The organism is Pseudomonas serbiensis (genome assembly GCF_030580745.1).
In the GTDB taxonomy this organism is placed as follows: Bacteria; Pseudomonadota; Gammaproteobacteria; order Pseudomonadales; family Pseudomonadaceae; genus Aquipseudomonas; species Aquipseudomonas serbiensis.
In genome coordinates, this window is the sequence record NZ_JAUQOO010000003.1 from 348,551 (window position 1) to 375,542 (window position 26,992).

Here is a 26,992-nt window from a genome sequence, read left to right on the forward strand (position 1 = left end):
GTATTCAATGCCCTGTCGCGGCCAAGGCCCCTCCACAAGAGCCTTGGCCGCGACAGTCAATCAATGGGAAAACAGCGAATTCCCCACCTTCCCGGCCATTTTCTCCGGCTTGATCAGGAACCGTGCCAGCGCTGGCAGCAGCCATAGTGCGCCGAACATGTTCCACAGCAGCATGAAGGTCAGCATCAGGCCCATGTCCGCCTGGAACTTGATCGCCGAGAAGATCCAGGTGCAGACCCCAATCGCCAGGCACAGGCCTGTGAACAGCACGGCCTTGCCTGTGGACTTGAGGGTTTCGTAATAGGCTTCCTGCAATGGCAAGCCTGCACGCAGGAAACTCTCCAGGCGGCTGTAGATGTAAATGCCGTAATCGACACCGATCCCCACACCCAGCGCCACCACCGGCAAGGTCGCGACCTTCACGCCGATCCCCATGAACGCCATCAGCGCATTACCCAGCACCGAGGTCAGTACCAGTGGCAGGACGATACACAGTGTCGCCGCCCAGGAACGGAAGGTGATCATGCACATGGCCGCAACACAGATATAAACCAGGATCAGGATGATCAGCTCGGACTGCTTGATCACTTCGTTGGTCGCCGCCTCGATCCCGGCATTACCGGCTGCCAGCAGGAATTGCAGGTCCGGCGTGTTGTTCTCCTTGGCAAAGTCCTGCACCGCATGCACGGCGCGGTCCAGGGTTTCGGCCTTGTGATCGTTGAGGAACACCAGCAGCGGTGCCAGGGAGCAATCGTTGTTATACAGGCCGTCGGCGCGGGCGATGGAGCTGTTGAGCACATCCTTGTTGCGCGACAGGGATTCCCATTTCAGGTTGCCCTCGTTCATGCCCTTGATGACCTGCTTGGAAACGGTCACCAGCGAAATGGCCGACTGCACGCCCTGCGTATTCTCCATCTTCCAGGCCAGCTCGTTGATGGCCGACATGGTCGGATAAGCCGAGCAGCCCTCACGCGGAGTCTTGACCATCACCACCAGCACGTCCGAACTGGTGGAGTAGTGGCTGATGATGAAATTGTTGTCCTGGTTGTAGCGCGAGTCGGGACGCAATTCGGGAGCACCCTGATCGAGGTCGCCGATCTTCAGGTTCTGGCTGTACCAGAGGCCACCACCAAAGGCCAGCAGCGCCAGAACCACAGAAACCGGTGCCACTTTAGGGCTGGCGAAGTTCGACAGCAGACGCCAGAACGGATGCTCGGACACCGCATCCTGTTTGCTGCGCACCACCGCTCTCTTGCTGATGCCGACATAGGAAATCGCCACCGGCAACAGAATCAGGTTGGTGAACACGATCACCGCCACACCGATGGAAGCGCCGATGGCCAGTTCGCGGATCACTCCGATATCGATGATCAGCAGGGTAATGAAGCCCACCGCATCGGCCAGAATCGCAATCATCCCCGGCAGGAACAACTGGCGGAAAGTCCGGCGCGCAGCGGTCAGGGCATTCTCTGCATCGCTGGATTGCAGCGCGATACCGTTGATCTTCTGCACGCCATGGGAAATGCCGATGGCGAAGATCAGGAACGGCACCAGCATCGAATACGGATCGATACCAAAGCCCACCACATGCATCAAGCCGAGCTGCCAGATCACGGCAATCAGCGTGGTGCTCAATACCGCGATGGTGCTGCGGATGCAGCGGGTGAACCAGATCAGCAAGACCAGGGTAATGACAAAGGCGACGCCAAAGAACATCACCACCATGAACAGGCCGTCGATCAGGTCACCGACCTTCTTGGCGAAGCCGACGATGTGAATCTTGATGTTCGGGTTCTGCGCCTGATATTTGTCGCGGATCTTTTCTTCGAGCTGATGGGAGAACTGCTGGTAATCCAGAGCGAGCAACTTGCCCTGATCCGCCGGGTCCGGGTAGGACTCCATCAACGGCACATCGATGATGCTGGACTTGAAGTCGTTGGCGACCAGCCGCCCGACTTGTCCGGACTTGAGCACGTTGTTGCGCAACTGATCGAGGCTCTTGTCCGAGCCGTCATAGCTCTGGGGGATGACTTCGCCACCGGCAAAGCCCTCTTCGGTCACTTCGGTCCAGCGAACGCTGGGGCTCCACAGCGACTTGAGGCCCGAGCGGTCCACACCGGAGATGTAGAACACCTCGTCGTTGATCTCGCGCAGGGTTTCCATGTAGCCCTTGGAGAAGATGTCGCCATCCAGTGCTTCGACGGAAATGCGCACGGTATTGCCCAGGTTTGCCAGGTCATTGCGGTGCGCCATCATGTTCTGGATGAAAGGATGATCCAGCGGGATCATCTTCTCGAAACTGGTGGAGGGTCTGACCTGGAGAGCCTGCCAGAACAGAAAGATGCTGGTCAGCAGACACAGCAGGATCACCGTCGGGCGATTGTTGAAGATCAGGCGTTCAAGGAACGTCGCCTTGTCGCCTTTGTGCTGCTGTTCGTGATGAAGGTTGGTCATGCCTGAATGTCCCCGCCCTGAAGGTTCTTATTGTTGGGTCGTCTCGGCACCCGTAGGCGAGGCGACGCGCACGCCTCCCTGCCCTACCAGAATCAGATTGCCTCGGTCATTGCTGGTCACCCCCGCCAGAGAAATACGGTCGGGGCGATTGAAGATCTGAAACGTCTGGCCATCATCGGTACTGCGCATGACACTGCCGCCATTGCCCACCAGAACCAGCGAACCGTCGGCCAGCAGAGAAGCATTGGCCAGGCCAAACTCCAGCGGCCCACGGGCTGCATTCAAGGAGATGGTTTCCCAGGTGTCGCCAAAATCGGTGGAGCGAAACAGGTTGCCGCGCAGGCCATAGGCCAATAGCGTCGAGGGCTGAGCGGTGCCGATCACACCGAACAGCGAGCCTTGATAAGGACCTTCGAGCTTTTCCCAGCTCTGGCCGTCATCGCCGGAGCGAAACATGCTGCCCGCCTCGCCGACGATGAACAGGCCCGCATCCTTGACCTGAGCAATGCCGTTGAGGTGGAACTGGTCTTCGTTATCGAGCCGGTCGCTGACATCTTCCCAGTGCTTGCCGCCATCGGTGGTGGTCAACAATGCGCCATAGGCCCCCACTGCAAAACCGTGGTCTAGGTCCTTGAACCAGACATCCAGCAGAGGTGCCTCGCGCTTGAGGTCCTCGAACTGCTTGTTCCAGGTCTTGCCACCATCGCTGCTGGCAAGCACCTGAGCATCATGGCCGACAGCCCAGCCGTGCTGTTCATCGACGAAGTACACCGCCGTCAGCAATTGGCGGGTCGGCACTTTGGCCTGGACCCAGCTCTTGCCCTGATCGTCGGAATAGAGAATATGGCCGTGATCGCCAACCACCACCAGCCGCGCCCCGGCGTGGGCCACATCCAGCAAGAGACCGCGTGCGGCCTTGGCGGATTCGATGGAATAGACAGCGTCTGCGGAGGGTTTTGCAGGATCGGAAGCGGCTTGTGAAACAGTCGCCGATGCCAGAAGCGCAATGCAAAGCGCCAGGGACATGCCCGCGGATGATCGGGTGCGCCGGATGAATGGCTCACTCATGGACTTCTCCCGTTATTGTTATCAGGTGTTTTCTGTGGGCCAGAACGCTCTAGCCTTACCCTTTTGGAAGCAGTCACATCCTAGTCGGCTTTTCAAATCCGTGACAATCGGCAAGTCGTTATGTTTTGTTAAGAGCCGGTGGGGCATCAATCAATCACGACATGAGGCAAGAACCGGCTGCTGTCCTTGGTGATCAGGCTCTCGTCTTCGCGGATACCGATTCCCGATGCCAGGTCGCCGATCACCCAGGAGCCGATCAGGGTGTAGCTCTCGTCGAATTTCGGCAGTGGCGAATAGGCTTGCAGGATGTAGGGCGCATCGGTGTACGGCCCGTCGACGGCAATGACCTGATCGCCCGGCGTGCGCATCTCGATATTGGCCCCCTCGCGGGAAAAATACGGCTTGCGCACCCAGCCTTTAGGGACAGGCTTTTCGGGGTTGCGGTCGATATGGGCAGGCAGCAGGTTCGGATGGCCTTCGTTGAACTGCCAGAGCAAAGGCAATATGCCCTTGTTGCTCAGGATCGATTTCCAGGCAGGCTCGACGAACTGGGTGCCGCTGGCCGCCACATGCTGGCCGAACGGCTCGTGGAAGATATGCTCCCAGGCATGCAGCTTGAACAGCCGCTCGATCCAGCGCCCTTCCATGTCCACGAAACGACCATCGGCCGTGAGCCCGATATCTTCGATATCGATATGCCGCGCATCGATACCGACATGGGCCGCCATGCGGCGCAGAAAATCCGTGGTGCCCCGATCCTCGACCGAGCCGGACATCGACGAAAAGTAGAACGGGCTGGTGCGCGGAAACTCGGCAAAGGCCCGTACAACATCCTCCGCAATGGAGTTGAACTGAGTGGCATGAGCGGGCAGCACGCCCCGCTCCATCTGCTCCTCGAGCCAGAGCAACTGAAATGCGCCGGCTTCCATCAGGCTGGTCGGCGTATCGGCATTGATTTCGTACATCTTCGCCGGGCCGGTGCCGTCGTAGGCAAAGTCGAAACGCCCGTACAGATGCGGATGACCTTGCTTCCATGAGCTGCGGATCAGGTCGAAGAACGCTTCGGGAATCGCCAGTTGCCCCAGCAGTTCTTCGCTGTCCACGATCCGCGACACAGCATCCAGGCACATCTGGTGAAGCTCCTGGGTCGGCGCTTCAAGATCGCGGGTGATCTGCTGCTCGGTGAACAGGTAATACCCGCGCTCATCCCAATAGCGTTCGCCATCGATAGTGTGAAAGTTGAACCCCTCACGCTCTGCGGTGCTTCGCCAGTCCGGGCGTTCCTGGACGCTGATCTTTTTCATCGGGGCAATCCCTTAACCGCCAAAACTGAAACTGCTGCTCTTGCTGGCGCCAGTGCTGCTCTTGCTGCCCCAACCACTGCGCGCCGTAGCCTCACTGCCAAAACCGCCACGGGAGATAGTCGAGGATACCGAGGACTTTGAGATGGTCGAAGAGACCGTGGATCTTGGAGTGCTCTCCAGGCTTCGTCCCAGCGTACTGCGGCTGTAAGTCCTTGCCGGGCTGGTGCGGGCCTGAGTCGAGCCGCCAAAGGTCTTGCCCCGATCGATCTGCGCAGGCAATGACGACATGTAGAAACTGCCACGGTCGTCACGCGCCTGATACACGGGCTGCGAATAGTAGCGGTTACTGCCAAAACCGCTGCTGAGCAGGTTACCGATCAGCAAGCCTGTGAGCAGACCTTCGCTGCCACCGGGGTTGGCCTGGGCGACTTCCTGATGCACCCTGGCGAGGGTGTCTTTCGGCACATTTCCGGAGAATGCCAGCTCGAACCCGCCCATCTTGGGCATGTATTTGCCTTCGGACGTTATCTGGCAGTAATCCGGAATGAAGTCAGTTTCACAGGAAGCCTTGTCATCATAAACCGGAGCAATGCTGCGGTGATCCGACAAGGCCTGCATGTAGGCGTCGGAACACACATCCACAGGCACCTTGGAATCGACACAGGCCTGGACAGAGCTGAAATTGGTCTGCGCGGTAAATTCCGGTACGTCTTCAGCCTGGCTGCACGCCGACATGGCAAGAGGAAGCGTACTGGCGAGCACAAGTTTTGTGGTACTGCGTCTCATCGTGAGTCTCCTTGACCGTAGCCGCTGTCAGACCGAAGGGGTCATGCAGGCCGCGTTGAGCAGACCGACGCTGATCGCGACACTGGCCGAGTAGATCGCCGCCGCCGTCTCGCCTCTGGCAATACGCGCCGAAAGGCCCTTGAGTACCAGACTGGTAACCCCGAACGCCAGCAGTTGCACCACCGCCGCGATCACCACCCAGACGATCACGTCCAGAATGCCGACGCTGTAGGTGATGATATTGCTGGCCGGCAGCGCAAAACCGATCAGCGAGCCGCCCAGCGCAAGGGCTGCCGCGACATTGTTCTCGCGGATCAGGGCAAATTCCTTGTGCGGCGTGACGCGGCTGTAGATGAACTGGAACAGGGCGAACAGAATCGCCGCCACCACGATGTACATGATGAAACCAAACACGGCTGTGGCGTTGAGCGACATACGCAGCGCGTCGATCATGAGGATTTCCTTGTCATAGAACGTTGATATCAGTGGATTGCAGCGTTACACCAACCGCCGTTGTCAGGGTGATGACACCCTCTTCGTCTTCTTCTACCGAAAACAGCAGAAATTCCCGCCGGTTGATCAAGCCCGTTTCGCGGGCGTACAGCATGCTCAGGTGCTTGATGCGATAGCCGCCGTCAGGGCTGGACACATCTTCGTCCATGGGCGTCAGTTCGGTCTGTCCGGTTTCGGTTCCCCACTGGCGCTCGAACACTTCGCCGTCGTGCTCATAGGTCGGCAGGCCGATCTTCGAGGACGGGCCGGTCAGACGCAGCAATTCATCCTTGCTGGCAATAGGCGAGGCACTGTAATAGCCGAACAGAATGATGTCCTGGACGTCTTCAGGATTGCGGCCGTTGCTGACCACTTGCAGGAAGTAATCTTCGTTATCCAGATAGAAACGATGGATGAACATCGACTGGCCCAGATCGATACGGCCCACGGCCCAGACCTTTTCATCGCCCGGCACAACCACTTCGGAGTGGCCGTCGAGCAGCATTTTCAGCGAAGAATCCAGGCACAGCATGCGCCCTGAAGCCAGACCAAACGGGCTGCTCGGCCCGCTGGCGTTACCGGACGCCTTGGGTGCCTCCAGCCCCATGACACGTTTGAACCAACTCATAGCGCATCCTCTTGCAGTCGACTGGAAGCGATGTAGAAAATTTCCCCGCCGCGAATGATCACGTCATTGGCAGGATTGATCTCGAACTGCCCATTGGCAGACGTGCGATAGCCGATCAGCGTGGCATTGAACTCCTGACGCAGGCGCACATACAGCTCGCCGCAAGAGGAAGTGAAATCAGCGGGCAGCACATGCCGGAATTGCGTCGCGCCCTGACCGATGCACAGCAGTTCGTTGATAACACTGCTGGAGCCTGGGTCCTGGGAGGAGCGGACCAGCATTTCAATGGCCATGTTCGACGTGCATTCCAGCTCGGGCGCATAGGTTCTGGCCAGTGCCGCCCGTTCGGAATTATTGAAGTGGGCCACGACATGGCCAGAGGGTCCCAGGCTCTTGAGCGTCAGCACGATGGCCAGGGTCAGGCTGTCAGACTGGGTATGCACCAGAATCCGCTGGGCACCGATGACGCCTGCCCGGATCAACAGTGCAGGCGAATCCAGCGAGTCGCCCTTGATGAAAGATGCCCGGCCCGGCATGGGGTTTTCCGCGATGATCGAGTCGCAGATCACCAGCCCGCCGCCACTGGTCGAGGCGTCCTGATCGAGCAGTTCGACAATGCGTTCGCTGGACTCGCCATCCCAGCCCACAAGAACCGTATGGCCCTTGAGTGCAGAGCAATCGCCCTGTCCCTTCATGTTTCGTCTCCAGATATCGCCGACCGAAGTCGAAGCCTTGCCGATCACGGCGGTCAGCAAGGCGATACCGCCCAGCATGATCCAGGTGGTAGTGATGACCTTGCCCCAGCCGGATTTGGGCGACAGATCGCCATAACCGACAGTGGTGGCAGTGGTCAGATAGAAATAGGTGAAATCAGCGCCCTGGAGCAGATGCTCCTCATTGGCCAACGTCAACAGCAACCATGAAACGGCGTAATGCACGACCAGCAACATACCGATGCCAGCCCAGCCGAACCGGTCGAAGAACACCGATGCGTGACGCCGAAGCAACAGAAACAGGGTCATCCGTTCAAATCCTTGAGTCAGCGTTCACTTCCATACAGCCACGGCAAAGGCATGGGATGACCTTTGTCGGCCATCCCTTCCAGACGACTTACTGGGCCGGTGTCTGGTTGCGGGCTTTCAGGCGCGCCAACACATCTTCGGCACCGCCATTCTTCGCACCGATACCAGCGTCTTGCAGGCGGCGCTCGAGGTCGCTGCCATTGGACTGGCTGGCCAGTTCTTCAGCCGCTTCCAGCTTGGCGTCCTGTTCATCCTGACGCTGTTTCAGACGCGCCAGAGAACTCACCGCATTTTCCACAGCGCCGCTGGCGCCGCCGGTAGCCGTGGCTGTCGCGACCCGCGCCTTTTGCACGGTTTCACGCGCCTTGGCCATCTCGACCTGCTGCTTGAGGCCCTTGATCCGCGACTCGGCCTTGAGCACCTGATCCTGCAACAGGTTGACCTGCTTGTTGAACTGATCGGCCAGCTCCTGCTCCTGATCGCGCAGGGCTTCGATCTCCGCGACTTTTGCGGCGCATTCCACAGCCAGGCCTTCTTCGCCCTTGTTCAACGCCTGCAGAGCACGGCCTTCCCAGTTGGCAATGCTGGTGGCGTGCTCTTCAAGACGCTGAGCGGACAGCTTGTGCTTGGCCTTGATGGTGATCAGACCGTCGCGGGCCTTGACCAGCGCGCTCTCGGCGTCGCGGATTTCCTGGTCCAGAATGCGGATGGCATTGGCATCGACAATCGACTCGCCCACTTCAGAGGCACCGCCACGAACGGCAGTCACCAGTTTTTTCCAGATACTTGTGGTCATGAATTCTCTCCTCCTGACAGGGCTATTCAGCGGATGAAATGATCGTCAAAAGCTTCGGCCGCACGGATCACGTTGTCCGCAAGGGTGAAGATTTCCTGAACGATTACCGTCAGGGACGATGCGGCGCTCAATGCGCCAAACAGGCAGTAGACTTCCTGGTCGTCGGCCAGGGTCTCGATACCGACCGATGACAGCGGAAACAGGTCACGGCTACGCAGGACGACATTGTTGAAGGCAGCCACGTCCTTGATGCTGCTGACTTCGATCAAAGTGGCATCGGCCAGGACCTGATCGCCCGCCACCGCGATGTAGATCGGCAGGTCGCCATAGCCTTTCATGGTCAGACGGATACCGGCCTCGGCACCTTCGGTCACGGCCAGCTCAATTTCCCCTTGAGTGACCAGATCCAGTTCGGCCAGAGACTTCTGCAGGGAGCTGATGGTCCAGTTGGTGTTCTCGGTCATGAAATCCTCCAATTTGATTCTCTCGCCCAGAAAGGGCTGCCTTAGCGCTTTTTCGATGCCGCGCAACGCATCGACGTTTTCGGGGCGGATCCAGAACTCACGCTTGACCAGACCCGCTTCCTTGAGTCGCAGACGCATTTCACGCATGTAATCGGTGGAACTCTTTGACACCTTGGCCGGGAGAGTTGAACTGTCGCCTTTGGCTTTACGAGGCATTGGCGTCCCCCTGTAATTTTAATGCCGATCAGTTAAGGCATATGTCACTTGTGGGAGGGGCCTTGGCCGCGACGACTTGCTTACAGGCAATACATTTTCAGCGCCTGAAAGCTGGCTGTCGCGGCCAAGGCCCCTCCCACGGATTGTGACCTTGCCACCTGCTTTTTGAAATCAGCCTATTAACTGATCAACACTATCCTGTAATTTCACCTTGGATCAGGTGCGCAACGTAGCAGATGCCATCAAGGATGGATACGTATCACATGTGATATTTTTTCAGGCCGGAAACGGCACGATTCCAAACGTGAAAAAGGTGCTGTCCGCAACCGCGAACAGCACCTTTTTCAAGCGTGCGAGTGACGCACTCAATGCCGCATCAAGCCTTACACCGCCAGACTTTTGCTCACCACCTCGAACACGTCGGCCGACAGCTCGCCCGAACTGCGGATACGCTCCAGTTCGGCCTTCATCAACGCCTGACGGGCGCTGTCGTACTTGCGCCAGCGGGTCAACGGCGCCAGTTGGCGAGAGGCGATCTGCGGGTTGAAGCCGTTGAGCTCGATCACCAGATCCGCCAGGAAGCGATAGCCAGAGCCATCCGCTGCATGGAAGTTGATCAGGTTCTGGCCCGCGAAAGCACCGATCAGGGCGCGGACCTTGTTCGGGTTCTTGATGTTGAACGCCGGATGCTGCATCAGCTCCTTGACCCGTTGCAGGCCACCCGGCTGGGTGCTGCCCGCCTGGACGCTGAACCACTGATCCATGACCAGCGGGTTGCCTTTGAAGTTTTCGGCAAAAACGGCCAGTGCCTTGGCGCGCTCTTCAGTGAACGGCGAATTGACCAGCACGGCCAGCGCTGTCAGGCGTTCGGTCATGTTGTCGGAGGCATCGAACTGCTCGATGGCCGCCTCAAGAACCTGTGGCCTGGCGCTGAGCATCAGGTACGACAGCGCAATGTTCTGCAGGCTGCGGCGGGCGAAATGCTCGGCTTCGGCAATGTAAGGCGTGGTTTTCGACAGGCTGCGATTGGCCTGATAACGCGCCCACAGCGCATCGAACAAGCTGTCGGCAATCTGCTGACGCGCAAACTCGCGGGCCGCGTGAATGGCATCGACATCCGCCACTTCGCTGATTTCAGTGAGGTACGCCTCACCCGGCAGCGACAGCATTTCCGCGACCATGGCCTGATCCAGTTGTTCATCTGCCAGCACGGTGCCCAATGCTGTTACCAGACGCTGATCCATGACCAATGGCTGACCTTGCTGATGCTGCGCAATCAACTCCTGCAACACTTGAACAGACAACTGCTGACCTGCATCCCAGCGATTGAAGCCATCGCTGTCGTGCTGCATCAGGAACATCAACTGGTCGCGGTCATAGGGGAAGCTGAGTTTGACCGGAGCCGAGAAACCACGCAGCAGCGACGGCAGCGGCTTTTCAGCGATATCGACAAAGGTGAACGTCTGCTCGGCCTCGGTCACCGACAGCACGCGGGAAGTCCCGCTGGCCGCTGCTTCACCGGACAGACGCAGCGCGACCTCGCCACCCTGCTTGTCCAGCAGGCCCAGCGCAACCGGAATCACGAACGGCTGCTTTTCCTGTTTGTCCGGCGTCTGCGGGCAGCTCTGACGGAAGGTCAGGCTGTAAGTGCGCGCAGCACTGTCGTAGGACTCGCTGACCGCCAGACGCGGCGTACCGGCCTGGCTGTACCAGCGCTTGAACTGAGTCAGGTCCACGCCATTGGCGTCTTCCATGGCCTTGATGAAATCGTCACAGGTCACGGCCTGCCCGTCGTGGCGCTCGAAGTACAGATCGCTGCCCTTGCGGAAGCCTTCGGCGCCCAGCAGGGTGTGGATCATGCCAACGACTTCGGAGCCCTTTTCATAGACAGTCAGGGTGTAGAAGTTGGAAATCTCGATAAAGCTGTCCGGGCGCACGGCATGGGCCATCGGGCCGGCATCTTCGGCAAACTGGTGAGTGCGCAGGTAAGCGACGTCCTGAATGCGCTTGACCGTGGCCGAGTTCATGTCCGCCGAGAAGCCGGAGTCGCGGAACACCGTGAAACCTTCCTTGAGCGACAGCTGGAACCAGTCACGGCAGGTCACGCGGTTGCCCGACCAGTTGTGGAAATACTCATGGGCCACAATCGCTTCGACACGCTGGTGAGCGGCGTCGGTGGCGGTTTCGGCACGGGCCAGCACGGCACTGGAGTTGAAGATGTTGAGGCCCTTGTTCTCCATGGCGCCCATGTTGAAGTCGTTGACGGCCACGATCATGAAGATATCCAGGTCGTATTCGCGACCGTAGGTTTCTTCGTCCCAGCGCATGGATTTCTTCAGGCTGTCCATGGCGTGCTGGCACTTGTCGATGTTTTCCGGCTCGACATAGATGCGCAGGGTCACGACACGCTCGCTCATGGTGGTGAACGTGTCTTCGACACACCAAAGATCACCGGCCACCAGCGCGAACAGGTAAGCCGGTTTCATGAACGGGTCTTCCCAGGTCGCCCAGTGCCGACCGTCGTCTTCCTGACCGCTGGCAATCGGGTTGCCGTTGGACAGCAGCACCGGGAAATCATGCTTGTCGGCGCTCAGGGTCGTGGTGAACTTGCTCATCACGTCCGGGCGGTCGAGGTAATAGGTGATCTTGCGGAAGCCTTCGGCCTCGCACTGGGTACAGAACATGCCGCTGGACTTGTACAGGCCTTCCAGTGCGGTATTGGTTTCCGGGTGGATGCGCACAGTGCTGTCGACCGTGAAACGCTCGGCCTTGGGGTGCAGCGTCAGATGGTCCGGCGTCAGTTGATAATCACCTGCGCTCAGCTCGACATCATCCAGTTGCAGCGACACAAGCTCCAGAAGCTGGCCATCCAGCACCAGCGGCGGCAGGCCTGCGCCACGCTCGGGATTACGACGCATGACCAGTTGCGCATGCACCAGAGAGTGGTCGTCGAACAACTCGAATGTCAGGTGCGTTTCGTCAATCAGATAGTCAGGCGCCTGATAATCCTTCAGGTAAATCATTTTCGGTTGCTCAGTACGCATACTGGAATCCTTTACTGATGCACGGCCAGTTGATAGGCCGTGTACTTGCGAATATTGATCACGCCGGTATCGAAAATCAGGTATTGGCCCTTGATCCCCAGCAGCGTGCCCTCGGCAATCGGGTTCTTGTCCAGGTTGAAACTGACAATCTTGGTCGGATACGCCTCGACCGGATAACGAAACTCTACAGGCTCGGCATCATGCAGCAACTGGATGGCCTGCAGGCCGAACCGGCCTTGCAACTCCTGTAATCCGGCAGCGCAAGTGTCGAACAGTTCCTGACGGATGGCCTTGAGATCCACCGGCTGGGCATCGCCCTTGAGCAAGGCGCGCCAGTTGGTACGGTCGGCGACCTGACTGCGCAGCAGGTCTTCGACGAAACCGGACTGCTGCCGGGTCGCCACACGCAAAATAGGCAAGGCCTGGCTCGCGCCCTGGTCCAGCCAGCGGGTCGGCAACTGGGTGGCCCGGGTGATACCGACCTTCACGCCCGATGAGTTGGCGAGATAGACGATATGGTCGGTCATGCAGAACTGCTCGCCCCAGGACGGATCCCGGCAGGTGCCGTGCTCGTGATGGCACTTCTCCGGGCTCATGATGCATACGTCGCACTGGGCCAGCTTGAGCATGCATGGGTAGCAATAACCCTGGCTGTAGCTGGATTTGGTCTTGCGACCGCAATGGCTGCAATGGATGGCGCCCAGGTATTCCAGGCGCACCGTCTTGCCGATCAGCGGGTTGACGGGGATTTCTGCATCGCCCAGCCGAAAGCTGTATTGCACGAAGGGCGCCGCATCCTGGCGCGCCGACATTTTGTTGACTGCTCCGCGACCAAGCTCGATCAATGGATGGCATCCGACTTGAACAGGATATTAGCCACCGGCTCGGATTTGGACGCACATTCCTGCGGGCCCATGTAACCGATGCGCTGGTCTTCCGGCAGGTTCTGCGCTTCCCAGGCGATCAACGCCTGCAAGGACAACTCGCGCTGCTCCTGGGTCAGCTTGCGGCCATCGGACCACTTACCGATTTCCACAGCCAGCTTCAGGCTCTCGTAGATATCGGGGGTGATGTTTTCAATCATTTCAGCAAAAGAGGACATTCTGTACTCCAGAAAATAGGGGGCAATTCCAGGCTCTGTACGAAAAGTCGGCGAGCGAAGGTCAGGCAAGGCAAAAACAGGCGAGGAAGCGGAGTTTACGTGTTGTAAATGAGCATTCCGAGCCTGTTTTTAACGCAGCATCACCGAGCGCAGCCACTTTTCGTACAGAGCCTAGGCTCTGCGGCGGGCAATGGCACCCCCCACAAGGCCGGTAACACAACCAATAATCAGACCACCGACATGAGCGCCGTTGGCGATATCGCCAAAACCCAGCAGGCTCACCAGCCCGGACAGACACAACACCAGCCAGACCAGCATCATGATCAGCACGCCACGAGGCATGCGATAGATCGGGTTGGGCGCCAGCCACTGGAAAATCCAGCAATGGCCCAGCAACCCGTAAAGAACTCCCGATAATCCGCCAAACAGGCTCGGGCCACCGAATGCATATTGGACCGAGTTGGAAAACGCGGCGAACAGCAGCGTCAGGCCCAGCAGATGCCAGCGACCCTGGCGCAGCTCGATGCGCCGCCCAAGCTCCCAGTACCACAGCCCGTTCATGGACAGATGCAGGATGCCGAAGTGGATCAGCATCGGGGTGAAGATACGCCACCATTCCCCTGCCGCCAGACTGTCGGCAAGAGGCACGAACATCGCGTATTCACCCTGGACCCGAAAGTCCAGAAACGTCAGCCAGCGCACGGTATCGAGGTCATCCCCCAACAAGGTGAGCCCGGCAACGATCAGGGTCGCCAGCAGCACCAGTGCGGTCATCGGGCTGTTGCGCAACTGCTGAGCGAAGCCTGGACGTTTCACTTTGGTCACTGCGGCTCCAGGCGGTAACTCATAAGAGTCGTCACCCTCCGGAAAGCGTGCGTACAAATTGCGCACTTCTTCGGCCAGTTGCCCGACATCCGGTACCCAGAGCACTTGCTCACCCGCCTCTTCGCTGACCCGATGAGGAACGCCCAGGCGCTGAAGAAAGCTGATGAAGCCTGTCAGATCTGTGCTCAAGGGCAATCGCAGAACGGCAACGGGGTTCATTGTGAAACCTCGGGACGCTGCACATCGACCCAGACGAATTTATCCGGATCAATCTGTGTTTCCTGATCCAGTCGGTACGCTACAAGCTTGCCGTAGAGCACAGCGCTGTAATCCAGGCAGGCCAGGTTTGGCCGGATCGGAGCCGGTATGCCGCTACGCCAGTAATGGCCGACGAACAGCAATGGCTCGTCGATGCCATAGCGCAACAGGGCGTTCTTTTCCGAAGTGGACAGCGGCGTCTTGGCCACGCCTTCGGGCAGGGCGTCGGGCTGGAACACCACATCGCCGTAGGTCTGTGGGTCGTCTTCCCAGAATTTGGTGCGGAAGAAAGCGCGGGATAGGCCATCGCCGCCGGTCAGGGTCAAGCCATGGGGCAGACGCATGTCGGTGCCGCGCAGCAGACGGTTGAAAACACCGCTGGCAAAACTGCCCGGCACCGCCGAAGCCTGGACGAAATGCTTGTCGATGCAGCCATTGCCATGCAGGCCGCGCAGGGGCTCGATCAGGCTCGGGTCCCAGCAGGCGTGCACCACGCGAAAACGGCCGGCATCGATGTACAGCGGCAACTCGTAAAACCACTGAACAAACTCGCTCCACTCCGCCGGGTATTGCTCGAACTGCGCCAGCGTCTCGCCGATCAGTCGTGCATGACGCGGCGTGTGCTCGCGCACGAAGCGCTGGCTGCCTTCGGGCAAGGCCGGTGTCACCCACCCCAGCGCATTGAACTCATGGTTGCCCATGATGCAATAGGCCTGACCCGCCTGGACCATGTCGCGCACGATATGCAACGCCTCGCGAATCCGGGGGCCACGGTCAATGATATCGCCCAGGAAAATCACCCTGCGTTCAGGATGACGCCAGACGCCCGCCTGAAAACGGTAACCGAGCAACTCCAGCAAGTGCTCAAGGGTATGAGCACAACCGTGCACGTCACCGATCAGATCGTAGCCACGCGCAGGATCGAGCATCAGTCGCCTCCGACGCCGAGTCTGCTGCCCCAGCCGAGCTTGGTGCGGCAGACTTCGTAATAGTTGTGATCCAGCGGGTGAATCAGGCGCAGTTTCTGGGATTTCTTGCTGACGGTAATGGTATCGCCCGGTGCGCAAGTGAAATGGTTCTGCCCATCACAGGACACCTGGGGATAAATGGTCATGTCCTTGGACACAACGATTTTCAGCTCGCTGTTGCCGTCGACCACTATCGGCCGACCGGACAGGGTATGCGGGTACATGGGCACGATAACGATGGCATCGAGCTTGGGATGCATGATCGGCCCGCCTGCCGACAGCGCGTAGGCGGTCGAACCCGTAGGCGTGGCAATGATCAGGCCGTCGGCCTTCTGGCTACAGACGAACTGGCCATCGATATAGATCTCGAACTCGATCATCCGCGTGGACTTGCCGGGGTGCAGCACCACATCGTTGAGTGCATCGCCCTGACCAATGGCCTCACCATGACGGCGAACTTCGGCCTGAAGCAGGAAGCGGTTTTCCACCAGATAGTGCCCATCCAGAACTTCAGCGACTTTCACTTCCAGTTCGTCAGGACGGATATCGGTCAGAAAACCCAGGTTGCCACGGTTGATGCCCAATACCGGAACGTTGTGCTTGGCCAACGCCCGCGCCGCGCCCAGCAGACTGCCGTCGCCGCCCACCACAATGACCATGTCGCACACTTCGCCGAGCATCTTGCGCGACGAGGTCTGCAGACCGTGGCCGGGCAGTACTTCAGCGATGGTGTCTTCCAGAATGACGTGCAGATGCCGGTCCAACAGGAATCTCTTGAGTCGGCGAACGGTATCGAGCACCTGAACACTGCCCAGACGACCGATGATGCCGATATTGCGAAATTGCTCCATGGGGCTCCTGCTGCGGGTTCGATACGGCCTTAAAGAAACGGATTATGGGCGAAAGGGCCGGTTAGCGGCAATGTATGCACAACCCCGTAGGAGCGAATTCATTCGCGAAGAAAGCCCAGGCGACGCATCGCCTGTGAATGTACACGGTTCTTCGCGAATGAATTCGCTCCTACGGGGGGATGGGGGCTATCCTCGGTACATGACTCTATTTCCCGACCTGATCGACCTCCCCCGCCAGTTGCGCCACCCAGAGGTGCGCGACCTGGCCTGGGTCATCCTCGCGCCGCCCATGCTCGATGCAACGCCATGGCCGCAACGTCATCCATTGACCGGCAGCGACTGGGTACAGCACCCCGATCAACTGGCAGACTTCCTGTATCAACTGGATCGGGACAGTTCCCCGCTGGAACACTGGCTGTCGCTCAGCGCCACACGCAGGCTGGGGCTTTACTACGAACGGCTCTGGCAGTTCGCGGTGCATCATGCGCCGGGAGTCGAGATCATCGCCGCCAACCTGCCGATTCGTCTGGAAGGCCACACCCTGGGCGAACTGGACATGCTGCTGCGGGATCGTGATGGCGTGCATCACGTGGAACTGGCCATCAAACTCTATCTCGGGCCGCAGGACGGCGATGGCAGTGACACGGCGCAATGGCTGGGGCCTGGATGCCATGACCGGCTGGACCGCAAGCTTACACACCTGAGCCAGCATCAACTGCCGATGTCCTCACGTCAAGAAAGCCGGGCGACGTTGTCGGCGCTGGGAATCGAGGCCTTCACGGCCGAGTTATGGCTGGGTGGCTATCTGCTCTATCCCTGGCCGGGACAGGCCCGATCACCGGCAGGTGCCCATAGCCAGCACCTCAAAGGGCTCTGGCTGCATCAACGGGATTGGGAAGAATTCATCGCACAAAGCCCGACGGGGCGCTGGCAGCCTTTGCCACGTCACGCCTGGCTGGCACCCGCTCATTACGCCCAAGCCTGGAGCCATGAGCAATTGCAGGACTGGCTGACACAGCTCGACCCACTGGCTCCGGCGCAACTGCTGGTACGCCTGAATCAGAACCCGCAGGGGGAATGGGAAGAAGCAGAGCGTCTGTTTCTGGTGTCGGACATGTGGCCCAATCTGGCCGACACCAGTAACACACTCAGCTCGGAAGCTGTCTCGATACCACCCGCCTGATCACTTGGTCTTCGGCAGCAAGATGGTCAGGATGCCGAGCAACGGCAGGTACGAGCACAGGTTGTAGACATACAGAATGCCGTGGCTATCGGCCAGATAACCGAGCAACGCCGCACCGATCCCGCCAAAGCCGAACATCAGGCCGAAGAAGATACCGGCAATCATGCCCACGTTGCCCGGCACCAGTTCCTGGGCATACACCACAATGGCAGAAAACGCCGACGCCAGAATGAAGCCGATAATGACGCTCAGCACGCTGGTCCAGAACAGATCGGCATAGGGCAGCGCCAGGGTGAAAGGCGCCGCGCCGAGAATCGAAAACCAGATCACTTTCTTGCGGCCGATCTTGTCGCCAATCGGGCCGCCAAAGAACGTGCCCGCCGCCACCGCGCCCAGAAACAGGAACAGGTGCAACTGCGAACTGGCCACCGACAGGTCGAACTTCTCGATCAGGTAGAACGTGAAGTAGCTGGTGAGGCTGGTCATGTAGAAGAACTTGGAGAAGACCAGAAACGCCAATATGCCCAGCGACAGAATCACCCGCCTTCTCGACAGGCCATGGGTCGCCGCCTGCCCGGCCTTGAGCTTGAACAGGTTCAGGTGTGCCCGATACCAACGGCTGATGGCGTACAGCAAGCCCAGGGAAAACAGGGCAAACAAGCCGATCCAGGCCACATTGCCCTGACCGAAAGGAATGATGATCGCAGCCGCCAGCAACGGACCGAATGCCGAGCCAGTATTGCCACCGACCTGGAAGGTCGATTGCGCCAGACCAAAACGCCCGCCCGAAGCCAGCCTTGCAATACGCGAGGCTTCAGGGTGAAAGGTCGAAGAGCCGATGCCGATAAGCGCCGAGGCCACCAGAATCAATGGGAAACTGCCCACCATCGACAGCATCACAATGCCGATCAGGGTACAGATCGAACCCAGAGGCAGGACCAGCGGGTTGGGATGCCGGTCGGTGTAATAACCGACCCAGGGCTGCAACAACGAAGCCGTGATCTGGAAGGTCAGGGTAATCAGCCCGATCTGGGTGAAACTCAAATCGTAACTGGCCTTGAGCATCGGATAGATCGACGGCAGCACAGCCTGGATCAGGTCGTTGATCAAATGCGCCAGGGCGACCGCGCCGATAATACGCATCACTAATGGGCTGGTCTGAGGAGTCGTCGAAGCCGCGGGAGAACCGGGCTGAGCGCTGATCGCCATGCATTTCATCCGTAAAAATGGTTTTGGAGTGCCCCCATTCTGATATTACAAAATGTGTCATATCGAGGCAGGGTCGCCAATGTGCCATTTTTCAGGGCGCCCGTGCCATTTTTTATTGCATGTTTGCGATGGGTTTAATGAACTCAGGACGGGAGCGAATTCATTCGTGAACCAGGTCCCACCTCTCCACGCTCTGCCACATCATGCAATGAAATCTTCGAGGTTTCCGGCAACGCCAGACCACCCGCCAGTGCCAGAGCCGCTACGGCAATCAGATAAAAGGCCGGCGACAAGTTACTGCCGGTAGTGCTGATCAACCAGGTTGCTACCAGCGGCGCAGTGCCACCGAACAGGGTGTAGGCCATGTTGTAGGTGATGGCCGATGCCGTGTAACGGGTGCGGGTCGGGAAGGTTTCCGAGAGCAGCGCCGCCGTGACAACACCGCACAACACCGCGCCGATGGCCAACAGCATCACTCCGAAAATCGAAGCCGCGAACGATCCCGAACTGGCCATCAGGAAAGACGGAAACACCACCAGCATCAGCAATACGCAGGCCGTGACCACGGTGGCGCGTCGTCCGACCCGATCGGAATAAGCCCCGGCCAGCGGGCAGATCGCAGCGGCAAACAACAAGGCGATCAACGACACCAGCAACGCCGTGGCCCGACTCAAGCCACCCGCCACTTGCAGGTAAGTGGCGAAGTACGTGGTGAACATGTAGAACGACAACGCCGTCAGGGAAATGAAAGCCCCCAGACAGCAGATGGCCGCGCCATGGTTGCGCAGGGTTTCCTTGAGCGGCGAATGGGCCACGTCATGCTCTTCGGTCACGGCCTGAAAAGCCGGCGTTTCGTCCAGCCTCCAGCGCAGATACAGACCGACCAGCCCTAGCGGCGCGGCAATCAGAAATGGCAGACGCCAGCCCCAACTGCCCATGGTTTCTGCCGACAAGGCCGCCTCCAGCGCATAAGCCACCACTGCCGCAGCAGCGAAAGCCGAGAACGTCGAGACCGGCAGGAAACTGCCATACCAGGCGCGCTGGTCTTTCGGTGCATGCTCCATCAGGTAGGCGCAGGCCCCGGCATACTCACCCCCCGCCGAAAAACCCTGAGCACAGCGAATGATGGTCAGCAGAATCGGAGCAGTCACGCCAATGGCTGCATAAGTGGGCAACAGGCCGATCAGGGTCGTGGCACCCGCCATCAACAGAATAGTGATGGCCAGCGTGCGCTTGCGACCGATCCTGTCACCCAGCATGCCAAAGAAAATCCCGCCCAGTGGCCGGAAGGCAAAGGCAACGGCAAAGACCGCAAAGGTTTTCAGCAGTGCGGCGCTGGTGTCGGTGCTGGGGAAGAATTGCAGAGCGATGGTGGTAGCCAGAAAGCCATAGACCGCAAAGTCGAACCATTCGACAAAGTTACCGATGGCGGCAGCCACTATGACTTTTCTCAAAGTAGCAGGATCGACCTGCTCTACGACGGTAGTTGTCATGCTGACCTCGGCCATTGATGGGGGAATGACCGATTATCAAGACAGTGAATGGAAGGCTTTACTCCAAAAGTGTCATCCACGTAGTCAGGGACGACGCCTCCCGCCTCAGAGCATCATTGCCCGTCGACCTTGCAGGCCGCCGGTATGAACGAAGATCAGGCGAGTGCCCGAAATGAAGCGCCCGGCTGCGACTTCATGGTGCAGCGCCAGCAGCGCTTTGCCGGTGTAGAGCGGCTCCAGCAGGATAGAACCTTGCGCTTCAGTGGTAGCGATAAACTCCAGCAAATGCGCATCGGTCCTGGCAAAACCACCGCGACTGGCATCAATCAGTTGATAACCCGAAGCCGTGCCCACCAACGCAGCCACATTCTGAGCGACGCCATGATCATCCGGAACCGCCAACGCGCCATATACAGGGTGAGCGCCCGACTCCGCCAGCACCAGCCCGGCCAGAGTGGTTCCGGTACCCGCCGCCAGCCACCAACCGTGATAATCATCCCAACCCAGAGACTGCAACGGCTCTTTTATCAAGTCCAGCAATCGGGCGCAGCCCAAGGCACCGGGCATGCCGCCACCACCTTCAGGAATCGGATAAAGCTCGGGATACTGCGCCTGCCAAGGCAACCAGAAGCCCTCCTCATGCCGAGCGCGATAACCGCCATAACCCAGCCAGTGCAATTGCATCCCGAAGGCTTGCAGGTCGAGCACCGTAGGCGTCAGTTGCTCATGACCGCGCAGCAAACCCACCGTGGGGAAACCAAAACGCTTGCCCGCCGCCGCCATCGCATGCAAATGATTGGAATGAGCGCCTCCAAGGCTGATGACGCCCGCCGCTCCACCCTGAGCCGCGCAAGCCAGATGCTCGGTGAGCTTGAACCACTTGTTGCCGCTGATCAGCGGATCGATAAGGTCCAGCCGCAGGATCGCGACTTCGATGCCTGCCTGTTTCAACCAGGGCAGGCTCAGAAGTTCGAGAGGGGCTGTGGGTTGCCAGGTCAGTGCGTCACGGATCATGGAGCGAAGCGTATCTCTGCAAACGAAAATGACACGATACACTCCATTGACGGTACTGGCCTTTCGCGAATGAATTCGCTCCCACGAGCTGTGATTTCTGTGGGAGTGAATTCATTCGCGAAGAGGCACCTACAGTTCGGCAGCCAACCTGGAACCCTGATCAATCGCTCGCTTGGCATCCAGCTCGGCAGCAACATCAGCGCCACCAATCAGATGAACGCTCTGCCCTGCGTCGACCAGCCCGTCATACAGCTCGCGCAACGGGTCCTGGCCAGCGCAGATGACGATGTTGTCCACCGGCAACAGTTTCTCTTCGCCTTCGCCAATGCGGATATGCAGGCCGGCATCGTCGATTTTCAGGTACTGCACGCTGTTGAGCATTTGCACTTGCTTGTTTTTCAGGCCGGTGCGGTGAATCCAGCCGGTGGTCTTGCCCAGGCCATCGCCGACCTTGGTGTCCTTGCGTTGCAGCAGGAATACCTGACGCGCCGGGGCATGGGCTTCAGCCTTGATGCCTGCCACACCGCCACGCGCCTGCAAGGTCGTGTCGATGCCCCACTCTTTCCAGAAGGCGTCACGATCCTGGCTGGTGGAGACGCCCTGATGGACCAGGAACTCCGAGACATCAAAACCGATCCCGCCTGCCCCGATCACCGCCACGCTGCGGCCAACCGGTTTGCGTTGCAGGATCACGTCCAGATAGCTCAGCACCTTGGGGTTATCGATGCCGGGAATGGCCGGTGTGCGGGGCACGATTCCGGTGGCCAGCAGTACTTCGTCGAAACCGCCATCCAGCAGATCCTGTACCCCGACACGTGTTCCGAGGCGCAACTCTACGCCGGTGTTTTTCAGCTTGTGCTTGAAGTAGCGCAAGGTTTCATAAAACTCTTCCTTGCCCGGTACACGCTTGGCGATGTTGAACTGCCCACCGATTTCACTGGCCGAATCGAACAGCGTCACCTGATGACCACGCTCCGCCGCCACGCTTGCAGCCGCAAGGCCGGCAGGCCCTGCGCCCACCACCGCGACTTTCTTGACCTGCCGCACCGGCAGGTAATTGAGTTCGGTTTCATGACAGGCACGCGGGTTGACCAGACAACTGGTGAGTTTGCCGCCAAAGGTATGGTCCAGACAGGCCTGGTTGCAGCCGATACAGGTATTGATCTCGTCGGCGCGGCCTGCCGCTGCCTTGTTGACGAACTCCGGGTCGGCCAGAAACGGCCGGGCCATGGACACCATGTCGGCATCGCCTTCGCTGAGGATCTGCTCGGCGATTTCGGGCGTATTGATGCGGTTGGTGGTGATCAGCGGGATCTTCACGGCACCGCGCAGCTTGGCCGTGACCTTGCTGAATGCACCACGCGGCACTTTGGTCGCGATGGTCGGGATGCGTGCTTCATGCCAGCCAATCCCGGTGTTGATGATGGTCGCACCTGCCTGCTCGATAGCCTTGGCCAGGGTCACGATTTCTTCCCAGGTACTGCCTCCTTCCACCAGATCCAGCATCGAAAGACGGAAGATGATGATGAACTCAGACCCGACAGCTTCACGCACCCGGCGCACGATTTCCACCGGCAGGCGCATGCGGTTTTCGTAGCTGCCACCCCAACGGTCGGTGCGGTGGTTGGTCTGCGCGACCAGGAACTGGTTGATGAAATAGCCTTCCGAACCCATGACTTCAACGCCGTCATAACCAGCGCTCTGAGCCAGGGTCGAGCAGGTCACAAAGTCCTGGATCTGCTTTTCAATGCCCTCTTCATCCAGCTCTCGCGGCGTGAACGGGTTGATCGGTGCCTGGATGGCGCTGGGAGCGACCTGATCTGGGCTGTAGGCGTAACGCCCGGCATGCAGGATCTGCAGACAGATCTTGCCGCCAGCTTCGTGAACCGCTTCAGTGACGATGCGATGTTGCTCGGCTTCTTCAGGCGTGGTCAGTTTTGCAGCGCCCTTGTAGACCCCGCCTTCCTTGTTCGGCGCAATACCGCCGGTGACCATCAGCCCCACACCGCCGCGGGCACGCTCGGCGAAGTACGCCGCCATGCGCTCGAAACCTCCGGGCCTTTCCTCAAGACCGGTATGCATCGAGCCCATCAGGGTCCGGTTGCGCAGGGTCGTGAAACCCAGGTCCAGCGGGGCCAGCAGGTGCGGATAGCGAGTGGCAGTCATGGGAGCGCTCCATCGGTTTCATCACGGAAAAGCGAGGACATCTATGCGTCCTCTTGTTCTATTGCGGGCTCGTTGTATGACCCGTTCATGGCACAAACAGTAAAGAGCCGACCCGCCTCGCTCAATGACCGAAAGTGACAAGTTATTGATCCAAACGTGCAGGCAGGCTAGGCTCTGTACGAAAGTCGGCGAGCGAAGGTCAGGCAAGGCAAAAACAGGCGAGGAACGGTCGGAGTCGCGCTCGACTTTACGTGTTGTAAATGAGCATTCCGAGCCTGTTTTTAACGCAGCATCACCGAGCGCAGCCACTTATCGTACAAAGCCTAGTGTCCTGTCCTGGCCTTGGATCAACAGCACCTTATGCGTAAATTCTTCGGTATCTGCCTCATCCTGGCGAGTATCGCAACCCTTGTCAGTTATGGCCTGTGGACCGGGCAACGTGCGCAGGGACATTACCTGTCCGACCTGCGCATTCGTCTGGTCATCAACGAAGGCCAGCCCGGTGAGCGCGGCAACCTGCTGGGGGTCGAGCCCGAGCTGTTCCCCACCGACTACCAGAACCCCGGGCGTCTGCACCGCAAGCTGGCGGCCTACCTGCAACATGCCCGTGAACTGGGCCTGATCAATACCCGGACCATCGTTGTCCTGCCGGAACATGTGGGCACCTGGCTGTTTGTTTCAGGAGAGAAAAACCAGCTCTTTCAGGCCAGCGACCGGGATGAAGCCATGAGTTGGCTGCCTTGGAGCAACCCGCTGAAATTCATTGAGGCCTTCACTCAAGCCACCGGCGAGAATCGGCTGGAGGATGCTTATCTGCGCATGAAGGCGAGCAGCATGGCGCGGGACTATCAAACCCTGTTCGGCGGCCTGGCCAAGGAGTTTGGCGTCACCCTGGTGGCTGGCAGCATCGTGCTGCCGGAGCCGCGCGTCGAAGCGGGTCAACTGCGGATCGGCAATGGCGCACTGTATAACAGCAGCCTTGTGTTTGGCAGCGACGGCCTGCCACTCGGCCAGCCTCAACGCCAATTGTTTGCGAGCCCTTACCAGCACGATTATGTCGAGACAGCAGCCAGTGCGCCCTTGAACGTCATCGACACCCCGGCAGGTCGTCTGGCAGTGCTGATCGGCAGCGACAGCTGGTATCCGGGCAATTACGCACGCCTGAATGCTGACGGCGCCGAGCTGATTGCGGTGCCAGCCTTCGTTCCCGGCAAAAGTAGCTGGGCCAGCCCGTGGCGCGGATTCTGGGACAAGAGTGAAAACCCTGACACCGACCTCAAACCCGGCACGATCAGCGAAGGCGAGGCCTGGCGCCAACTGACCCTGACCGGCCGCACACCCGACAGCAATGCCCGGGCCGGTATCAGTGTGTTCCTGCACGGGCAGTTCTGGAACCAGGGCAGCTCCGGGCAAGGTTTTGCCAGCCACAACGGGCAGATCATCGGCGAGCAGCTTCTGGAAAACCGCGCCATGAGCGGCGCCCGTCTGATCAATATCTGGCTCTGACCATGCCTGACCTGACGCTGCGCCTCGGGGATCTTTCAGTGGGCTTTATCCAGAGCATGGGCGACGCCGTGCGCAGTTTCGGTCAGGACCCTGCCCCGCTTCTGGAACAATACGGCCTGGACACGGCGCGCCTGAGCGAAGCAGGCGCACGCCTGTCTATCCCGCGCTACATGCGTCTGGGCCATGCGGCCATCCAGCTTACCGGCCAACCGGGGCTGGGCTTGCGCATGGGACAGCTCAGCCGCCTCAGCCAGCTCGGACTGGCTGGTGTCACGGCAGCACAGGCACCGACCGTGCGCGAGGCTGCCCGGGTTCTGAGCCGTTTCGAGGCGTTGTATGGCTCCAACTATCGCGGTCAGTCGAGCTTTCATGAGGACGCAGAAGGTGCCTGGCTGCGCTTCTATTCCATCAGCCCCTACAACGCCTACAACCGCTTTGTGGTGGACTCGATCCTTTGTGCCTGGATCAGCCACCTGTCCGCGCTGGCCGCCAGCCCCGTGCGGGCTCAACGGGTCGAGATCGAATTCGAAGCGCCTGAATATGCAGCCGACTACAGCTTGCTGAGCGACAACCCGGTGATCTTTGGCGCGGCGACCAATCAATTGCGTCTGGATCAGACAAGCCTGGCGCTGCGCAACCCTGAACACTGTCCAAGCACCTGGCAACACTTGCTGCAATTGTGTGAAAAGGAACTGGAACAACTGACCCGCACCCGCAGCCTGCGCGAACGCATCATTCAGTTGCTGGGGCCGTTATTGAACGGAGGAAGGGAACCTGATCTGGAAGAGATCGCAGCCCGGCTCAAGCTGCCGACCTGGACACTGCGCCGAAAACTGGCCGATGAAGGCACCCGCTTTCGCACCATCCTCAATGACACTCGCCGTGATCTGGCGATGACTTACATCCGCGACACTGAACTGGCGTTCGGCGAGATCGCGTATCTGCTGGGTTTTGCCTCGGCCGAAGCCTTTCAACGCGCCTTCAAACGCTGGAACAGCCAGACTCCAGGAGAGTTTCGCCGCAGCCAGCGTCAAAGCGCCTGACGCCCCTCACAGTTCGGTAGCGTCGTCGGCGGGTTCCAGCGGGTCCAGCTCAAAGGCGCGGGATTCCAGCAGTTCTTCTTGATATTCGTCCATCTTTTCAGTCCTTTTGGGTGATTGATTGCCTGGTTGGAAACACTGAGATAACTGACCACAGGCACCACAGTAAAGTGCCAATGTGAATAAAAATGTTACGTCTTATAAAAATACGAGCGCTGCGCAAATCAATTTAGCGCATTCGTCTTCCGCTCAATTCACCCTTGACTTGGCAACACCTCCCGCCATAACCTCCAGCCCATGAACCCAATCAAGCAATTCTTCGGCCAGATTATTATTACCGTCATTCCAGTCATGGCGGGTTAGCCGACGTTTGCAAAAAACCCGCCCTGGAGGCGGGTTTCTTCTGTCTCCCGGGCTACTTTCAGAACCAGGAGTCAGACATGATCATCATCCTTCGCTCTATCGCCCTTCGCCTGTCCTCGAACCTGATCATCCTGACCCAGCCCAAGGGGTTGACGCGATGACCGATCTGCTCAACCACTACGCCCGCAAGATCCTCACGTCCCGCGTCTATGACGTCGCCGTAGAAACCCCGTTGCAGGGCGCTCGCCAGCTTTCCGAGCGGCTGTCCAACCAGGTGCTGCTCAAGCGCGAAGACCTGCAACCGGTGTTCTCCTTCAAGATTCGTGGCGCCTATAACAAGCTGGCGCAATTGAGCCCCGAAGAGCTGGCGCGTGGCGTGGTCACGGCCTCGGCGGGCAACCATGCGCAAGGCCTGGCGTTGGCGGCGAAAGTATTGGGTATCAAGGCGACCATCGTCATGCCCAAGACCACGCCTGAGATCAAGGTCGAGGGTGTGCGCTCACGGGGCGCGCAAGTGGTGCTGCACGGTGATTCGTTCCCCGAGGCGCTGGCCTACTCGCTCAAGCTGGTGGACGAACAGGGCTTCGTCTACATCCATCCGTACGACGATCCTGACACCATTGCCGGGCAAGGCACGGTGGCCATGGAAATCCTGCGTCAGCAACCGGGCCAGCTGGACGCCATTTTCGTCCCGGTGGGCGGTGGCGGTCTGATTGCGGGCATTGCCGCTTACGTCAAAT

Annotated in this window: 23 protein-coding genes; 4 read left to right on the top strand and 19 right to left on the bottom strand. The window is 59.2% G+C overall.

What is annotated here, in order from left to right:
* Window positions 1-60: 60 nt before the first annotated feature.
* The 15 genes from Q6A51_RS06485 to Q6A51_RS06555 all read right to left on the bottom strand — a co-directional run bounded on the left by Q6A51_RS06485 (window position 61) and on the right by Q6A51_RS06555 (window position 16,278).
* The gene (locus Q6A51_RS06485; protein ID WP_201018391.1) at window positions 61-2,454 is read right to left on the bottom strand and encodes an efflux RND transporter permease subunit; all 2,394 of its coding nucleotides are present in this window, start codon (window positions 2,452-2,454) and stop codon (window positions 61-63) included.
* 27 nt (window positions 2,455-2,481) lie between these two features.
* Window positions 2,482-3,522: a WD40/YVTN/BNR-like repeat-containing protein gene (locus Q6A51_RS06490; RefSeq protein ID WP_236124217.1), complete on the bottom strand. Its 1,041-nt coding sequence runs from the start codon at window positions 3,520-3,522 to the stop codon at window positions 2,482-2,484.
* 146 nt (window positions 3,523-3,668) lie between these two features.
* On the bottom strand, window positions 3,669-4,826 hold the full coding sequence (locus Q6A51_RS06495; protein ID WP_201018390.1) for a glutathionylspermidine synthase family protein: 1,158 nt from the start codon (window positions 4,824-4,826) through the stop codon (window positions 3,669-3,671).
* Window positions 4,827-4,838: 12 nt separating this feature from the next.
* Window positions 4,839-5,612 carry a DUF1190 domain-containing protein gene (locus Q6A51_RS06500; RefSeq protein WP_201004793.1) on the bottom strand — a complete coding sequence of 258 codons (774 nt, stop codon included), beginning with the start codon at window positions 5,610-5,612 and terminating at the stop codon, window positions 4,839-4,841.
* 27 nt (window positions 5,613-5,639) lie between these two features.
* On the bottom strand, window positions 5,640-6,065 hold the full coding sequence (locus Q6A51_RS06505) for a DUF350 domain-containing protein (RefSeq protein ID WP_201004794.1): 426 nt from the start codon (window positions 6,063-6,065) through the stop codon (window positions 5,640-5,642).
* Window positions 6,066-6,078: 13 nt separating this feature from the next.
* Window positions 6,079-6,732, bottom strand: coding sequence for a YjfK family protein (locus tag Q6A51_RS06510; protein ID WP_201018389.1), 654 nt, complete (start codon window positions 6,730-6,732; stop codon window positions 6,079-6,081).
* Entirely contained in the window at window positions 6,729-7,754 is a 1,026-nt protein-coding gene (locus Q6A51_RS06515) for an ion channel (RefSeq protein WP_201018388.1), read from the bottom strand. Before Q6A51_RS06515 ends, Q6A51_RS06510 begins: the two co-directional genes overlap by 4 nt.
* An 88-nt stretch (window positions 7,755-7,842) precedes the next feature.
* Window positions 7,843-8,550 (bottom strand): PspA/IM30 family protein, encoded by a 708-nt coding sequence (locus tag Q6A51_RS06520; RefSeq protein WP_201004798.1) that lies wholly within the window; start codon window positions 8,548-8,550, stop codon window positions 7,843-7,845.
* Between the two features lie 26 nt (window positions 8,551-8,576).
* Complete coding sequence (locus Q6A51_RS06525; RefSeq protein ID WP_201018387.1) at window positions 8,577-9,230, bottom strand: YjfI family protein; 654 nt, start codon at window positions 9,228-9,230, stop codon at window positions 8,577-8,579.
* A 383-nt stretch (window positions 9,231-9,613) separates the two neighbouring features.
* Complete coding sequence (gene pepN, locus Q6A51_RS06530) at window positions 9,614-12,274, bottom strand: aminopeptidase N (RefSeq protein WP_304574377.1); 2,661 nt, start codon at window positions 12,272-12,274, stop codon at window positions 9,614-9,616.
* A gap of 11 nt (window positions 12,275-12,285) precedes the next feature.
* Window positions 12,286-13,119 (bottom strand): DUF2797 domain-containing protein, encoded by an 834-nt coding sequence (locus Q6A51_RS06535; RefSeq protein WP_201004804.1) that lies wholly within the window; start codon window positions 13,117-13,119, stop codon window positions 12,286-12,288.
* Window positions 13,116-13,376, bottom strand: a complete 261-nt coding sequence (locus tag Q6A51_RS06540) for a YeaC family protein (RefSeq protein WP_122316551.1) — start codon at window positions 13,374-13,376, stop codon at window positions 13,116-13,118. Before Q6A51_RS06540 ends, Q6A51_RS06535 begins: the two co-directional genes overlap by 4 nt.
* 171 nt (window positions 13,377-13,547) lie before the next feature.
* Window positions 13,548-14,420: a rhomboid family intramembrane serine protease gene (locus Q6A51_RS06545; RefSeq protein WP_304574378.1), complete on the bottom strand. Its 873-nt coding sequence runs from the start codon at window positions 14,418-14,420 to the stop codon at window positions 13,548-13,550.
* Complete coding sequence (locus tag Q6A51_RS06550; RefSeq protein WP_304574379.1) at window positions 14,417-15,388, bottom strand: metallophosphoesterase; 972 nt, start codon at window positions 15,386-15,388, stop codon at window positions 14,417-14,419. The genes Q6A51_RS06545 and Q6A51_RS06550 overlap by 4 nt, the downstream gene beginning before the upstream one ends.
* Window positions 15,388-16,278 (bottom strand): NAD(+) kinase, encoded by an 891-nt coding sequence (locus tag Q6A51_RS06555; RefSeq protein ID WP_201004809.1) that lies wholly within the window; start codon window positions 16,276-16,278, stop codon window positions 15,388-15,390. Before Q6A51_RS06555 ends, Q6A51_RS06550 begins: the two co-directional genes overlap by 1 nt.
* A 199-nt stretch (window positions 16,279-16,477) precedes the next feature.
* On the opposite strand from Q6A51_RS06555, the gene Q6A51_RS06560 reads away from it, so the two are divergent.
* Complete coding sequence (locus tag Q6A51_RS06560) at window positions 16,478-17,461, top strand: DUF1853 family protein (RefSeq protein ID WP_304574380.1); 984 nt, start codon at window positions 16,478-16,480, stop codon at window positions 17,459-17,461.
* Here Q6A51_RS06560 and Q6A51_RS06565 read toward each other — a convergent pair whose 3' ends face one another.
* The 4 genes from Q6A51_RS06565 to Q6A51_RS06580 all read right to left on the bottom strand — a co-directional run bounded on the left by Q6A51_RS06565 (window position 17,462) and on the right by Q6A51_RS06580 (window position 23,343).
* A complete protein-coding gene (locus Q6A51_RS06565; RefSeq protein WP_304574381.1) occupies window positions 17,462-18,670 on the bottom strand; it encodes an MFS transporter in 1,209 nt (402 codons plus the stop codon).
* 143 nt (window positions 18,671-18,813) lie between these two features.
* On the bottom strand, window positions 18,814-20,163 hold the full coding sequence (locus tag Q6A51_RS06570; RefSeq protein ID WP_201004812.1) for an MFS transporter: 1,350 nt from the start codon (window positions 20,161-20,163) through the stop codon (window positions 18,814-18,816).
* Window positions 20,164-20,268: 105 nt separating this feature from the next.
* A complete protein-coding gene (locus tag Q6A51_RS06575; RefSeq protein ID WP_304574382.1) occupies window positions 20,269-21,177 on the bottom strand; it encodes a 1-aminocyclopropane-1-carboxylate deaminase/D-cysteine desulfhydrase in 909 nt (302 codons plus the stop codon).
* 129 nt (window positions 21,178-21,306) lie between these two features.
* Window positions 21,307-23,343 carry an NADPH-dependent 2,4-dienoyl-CoA reductase gene (locus Q6A51_RS06580; RefSeq protein ID WP_304574383.1) on the bottom strand — a complete coding sequence of 679 codons (2,037 nt, stop codon included), beginning with the start codon at window positions 23,341-23,343 and terminating at the stop codon, window positions 21,307-21,309.
* A gap of 360 nt (window positions 23,344-23,703) precedes the next feature.
* Here Q6A51_RS06580 and Q6A51_RS06585 point away from each other — a divergent pair, with 360 nt between their 5' ends.
* From Q6A51_RS06585 to Q6A51_RS06595, 3 genes are all read left to right on the top strand, one after another.
* A complete protein-coding gene (locus Q6A51_RS06585) occupies window positions 23,704-24,849 on the top strand; it encodes a carbon-nitrogen hydrolase family protein (protein ID WP_304574384.1) in 1,146 nt (381 codons plus the stop codon).
* Window positions 24,850-24,851: 2 nt separating this feature from the next.
* A complete protein-coding gene (locus Q6A51_RS06590; protein ID WP_304574385.1) occupies window positions 24,852-25,892 on the top strand; it encodes an AraC family transcriptional regulator in 1,041 nt (346 codons plus the stop codon).
* A gap of 517 nt (window positions 25,893-26,409) precedes the next feature.
* The coding region (locus Q6A51_RS06595; protein WP_405046124.1) for a pyridoxal-phosphate dependent enzyme at window positions 26,410-26,992 on the top strand (583 nt) is incomplete at its 3' end.

Coding starts and splice junctions, on each gene's coding strand:
- Q6A51_RS06485 (WP_201018391.1), bottom strand. CDS start 2,454: ATGACCAACCTTCATCACGAACAGCAGCACAAAGGCGACAAGGCGACG.
- Q6A51_RS06490 (WP_236124217.1), bottom strand. CDS start 3,522: ATGAGTGAGCCATTCATCCGGCGCACCCGATCATCCGCGGGCATGTCC.
- Q6A51_RS06495 (WP_201018390.1), bottom strand. CDS start 4,826: ATGAAAAAGATCAGCGTCCAGGAACGCCCGGACTGGCGAAGCACCGCA.
- Q6A51_RS06500 (WP_201004793.1), bottom strand. CDS start 5,612: ATGAGACGCAGTACCACAAAACTTGTGCTCGCCAGTACGCTTCCTCTT.
- Q6A51_RS06505 (WP_201004794.1), bottom strand. CDS start 6,065: ATGATCGACGCGCTGCGTATGTCGCTCAACGCCACAGCCGTGTTTGGT.
- Q6A51_RS06510 (WP_201018389.1), bottom strand. CDS start 6,732: ATGAGTTGGTTCAAACGTGTCATGGGGCTGGAGGCACCCAAGGCGTCC.
- Q6A51_RS06515 (WP_201018388.1), bottom strand. CDS start 7,754: ATGACCCTGTTTCTGTTGCTTCGGCGTCACGCATCGGTGTTCTTCGAC.
- Q6A51_RS06520 (WP_201004798.1), bottom strand. CDS start 8,550: ATGACCACAAGTATCTGGAAAAAACTGGTGACTGCCGTTCGTGGCGGT.
- Q6A51_RS06525 (WP_201018387.1), bottom strand. CDS start 9,230: ATGCCTCGTAAAGCCAAAGGCGACAGTTCAACTCTCCCGGCCAAGGTG.
- pepN (WP_304574377.1), bottom strand. CDS start 12,274: ATGCGTACTGAGCAACCGAAAATGATTTACCTGAAGGATTATCAGGCG.
- Q6A51_RS06540 (WP_122316551.1), bottom strand. CDS start 13,376: ATGTCCTCTTTTGCTGAAATGATTGAAAACATCACCCCCGATATCTAC.
- Q6A51_RS06545 (WP_304574378.1), bottom strand. CDS start 14,420: ATGAACCCCGTTGCCGTTCTGCGATTGCCCTTGAGCACAGATCTGACA.
- Q6A51_RS06550 (WP_304574379.1), bottom strand. CDS start 15,388: ATGCTCGATCCTGCGCGTGGCTACGATCTGATCGGTGACGTGCACGGT.
- Q6A51_RS06555 (WP_201004809.1), bottom strand. CDS start 16,278: ATGGAGCAATTTCGCAATATCGGCATCATCGGTCGTCTGGGCAGTGTT.
- Q6A51_RS06560 (WP_304574380.1), top strand. CDS start 16,478: ATGACTCTATTTCCCGACCTGATCGACCTCCCCCGCCAGTTGCGCCAC.
- Q6A51_RS06565 (WP_304574381.1), bottom strand. CDS start 18,670: ATGGCGATCAGCGCTCAGCCCGGTTCTCCCGCGGCTTCGACGACTCCT.
- Q6A51_RS06570 (WP_201004812.1), bottom strand. CDS start 20,163: ATGACAACTACCGTCGTAGAGCAGGTCGATCCTGCTACTTTGAGAAAA.
- Q6A51_RS06575 (WP_304574382.1), bottom strand. CDS start 21,177: ATGATCCGTGACGCACTGACCTGGCAACCCACAGCCCCTCTCGAACTT.
- Q6A51_RS06580 (WP_304574383.1), bottom strand. CDS start 23,343: ATGACTGCCACTCGCTATCCGCACCTGCTGGCCCCGCTGGACCTGGGT.
- Q6A51_RS06585 (WP_304574384.1), top strand. CDS start 23,704: ATGCGTAAATTCTTCGGTATCTGCCTCATCCTGGCGAGTATCGCAACC.
- Q6A51_RS06590 (WP_304574385.1), top strand. CDS start 24,852: ATGCCTGACCTGACGCTGCGCCTCGGGGATCTTTCAGTGGGCTTTATC.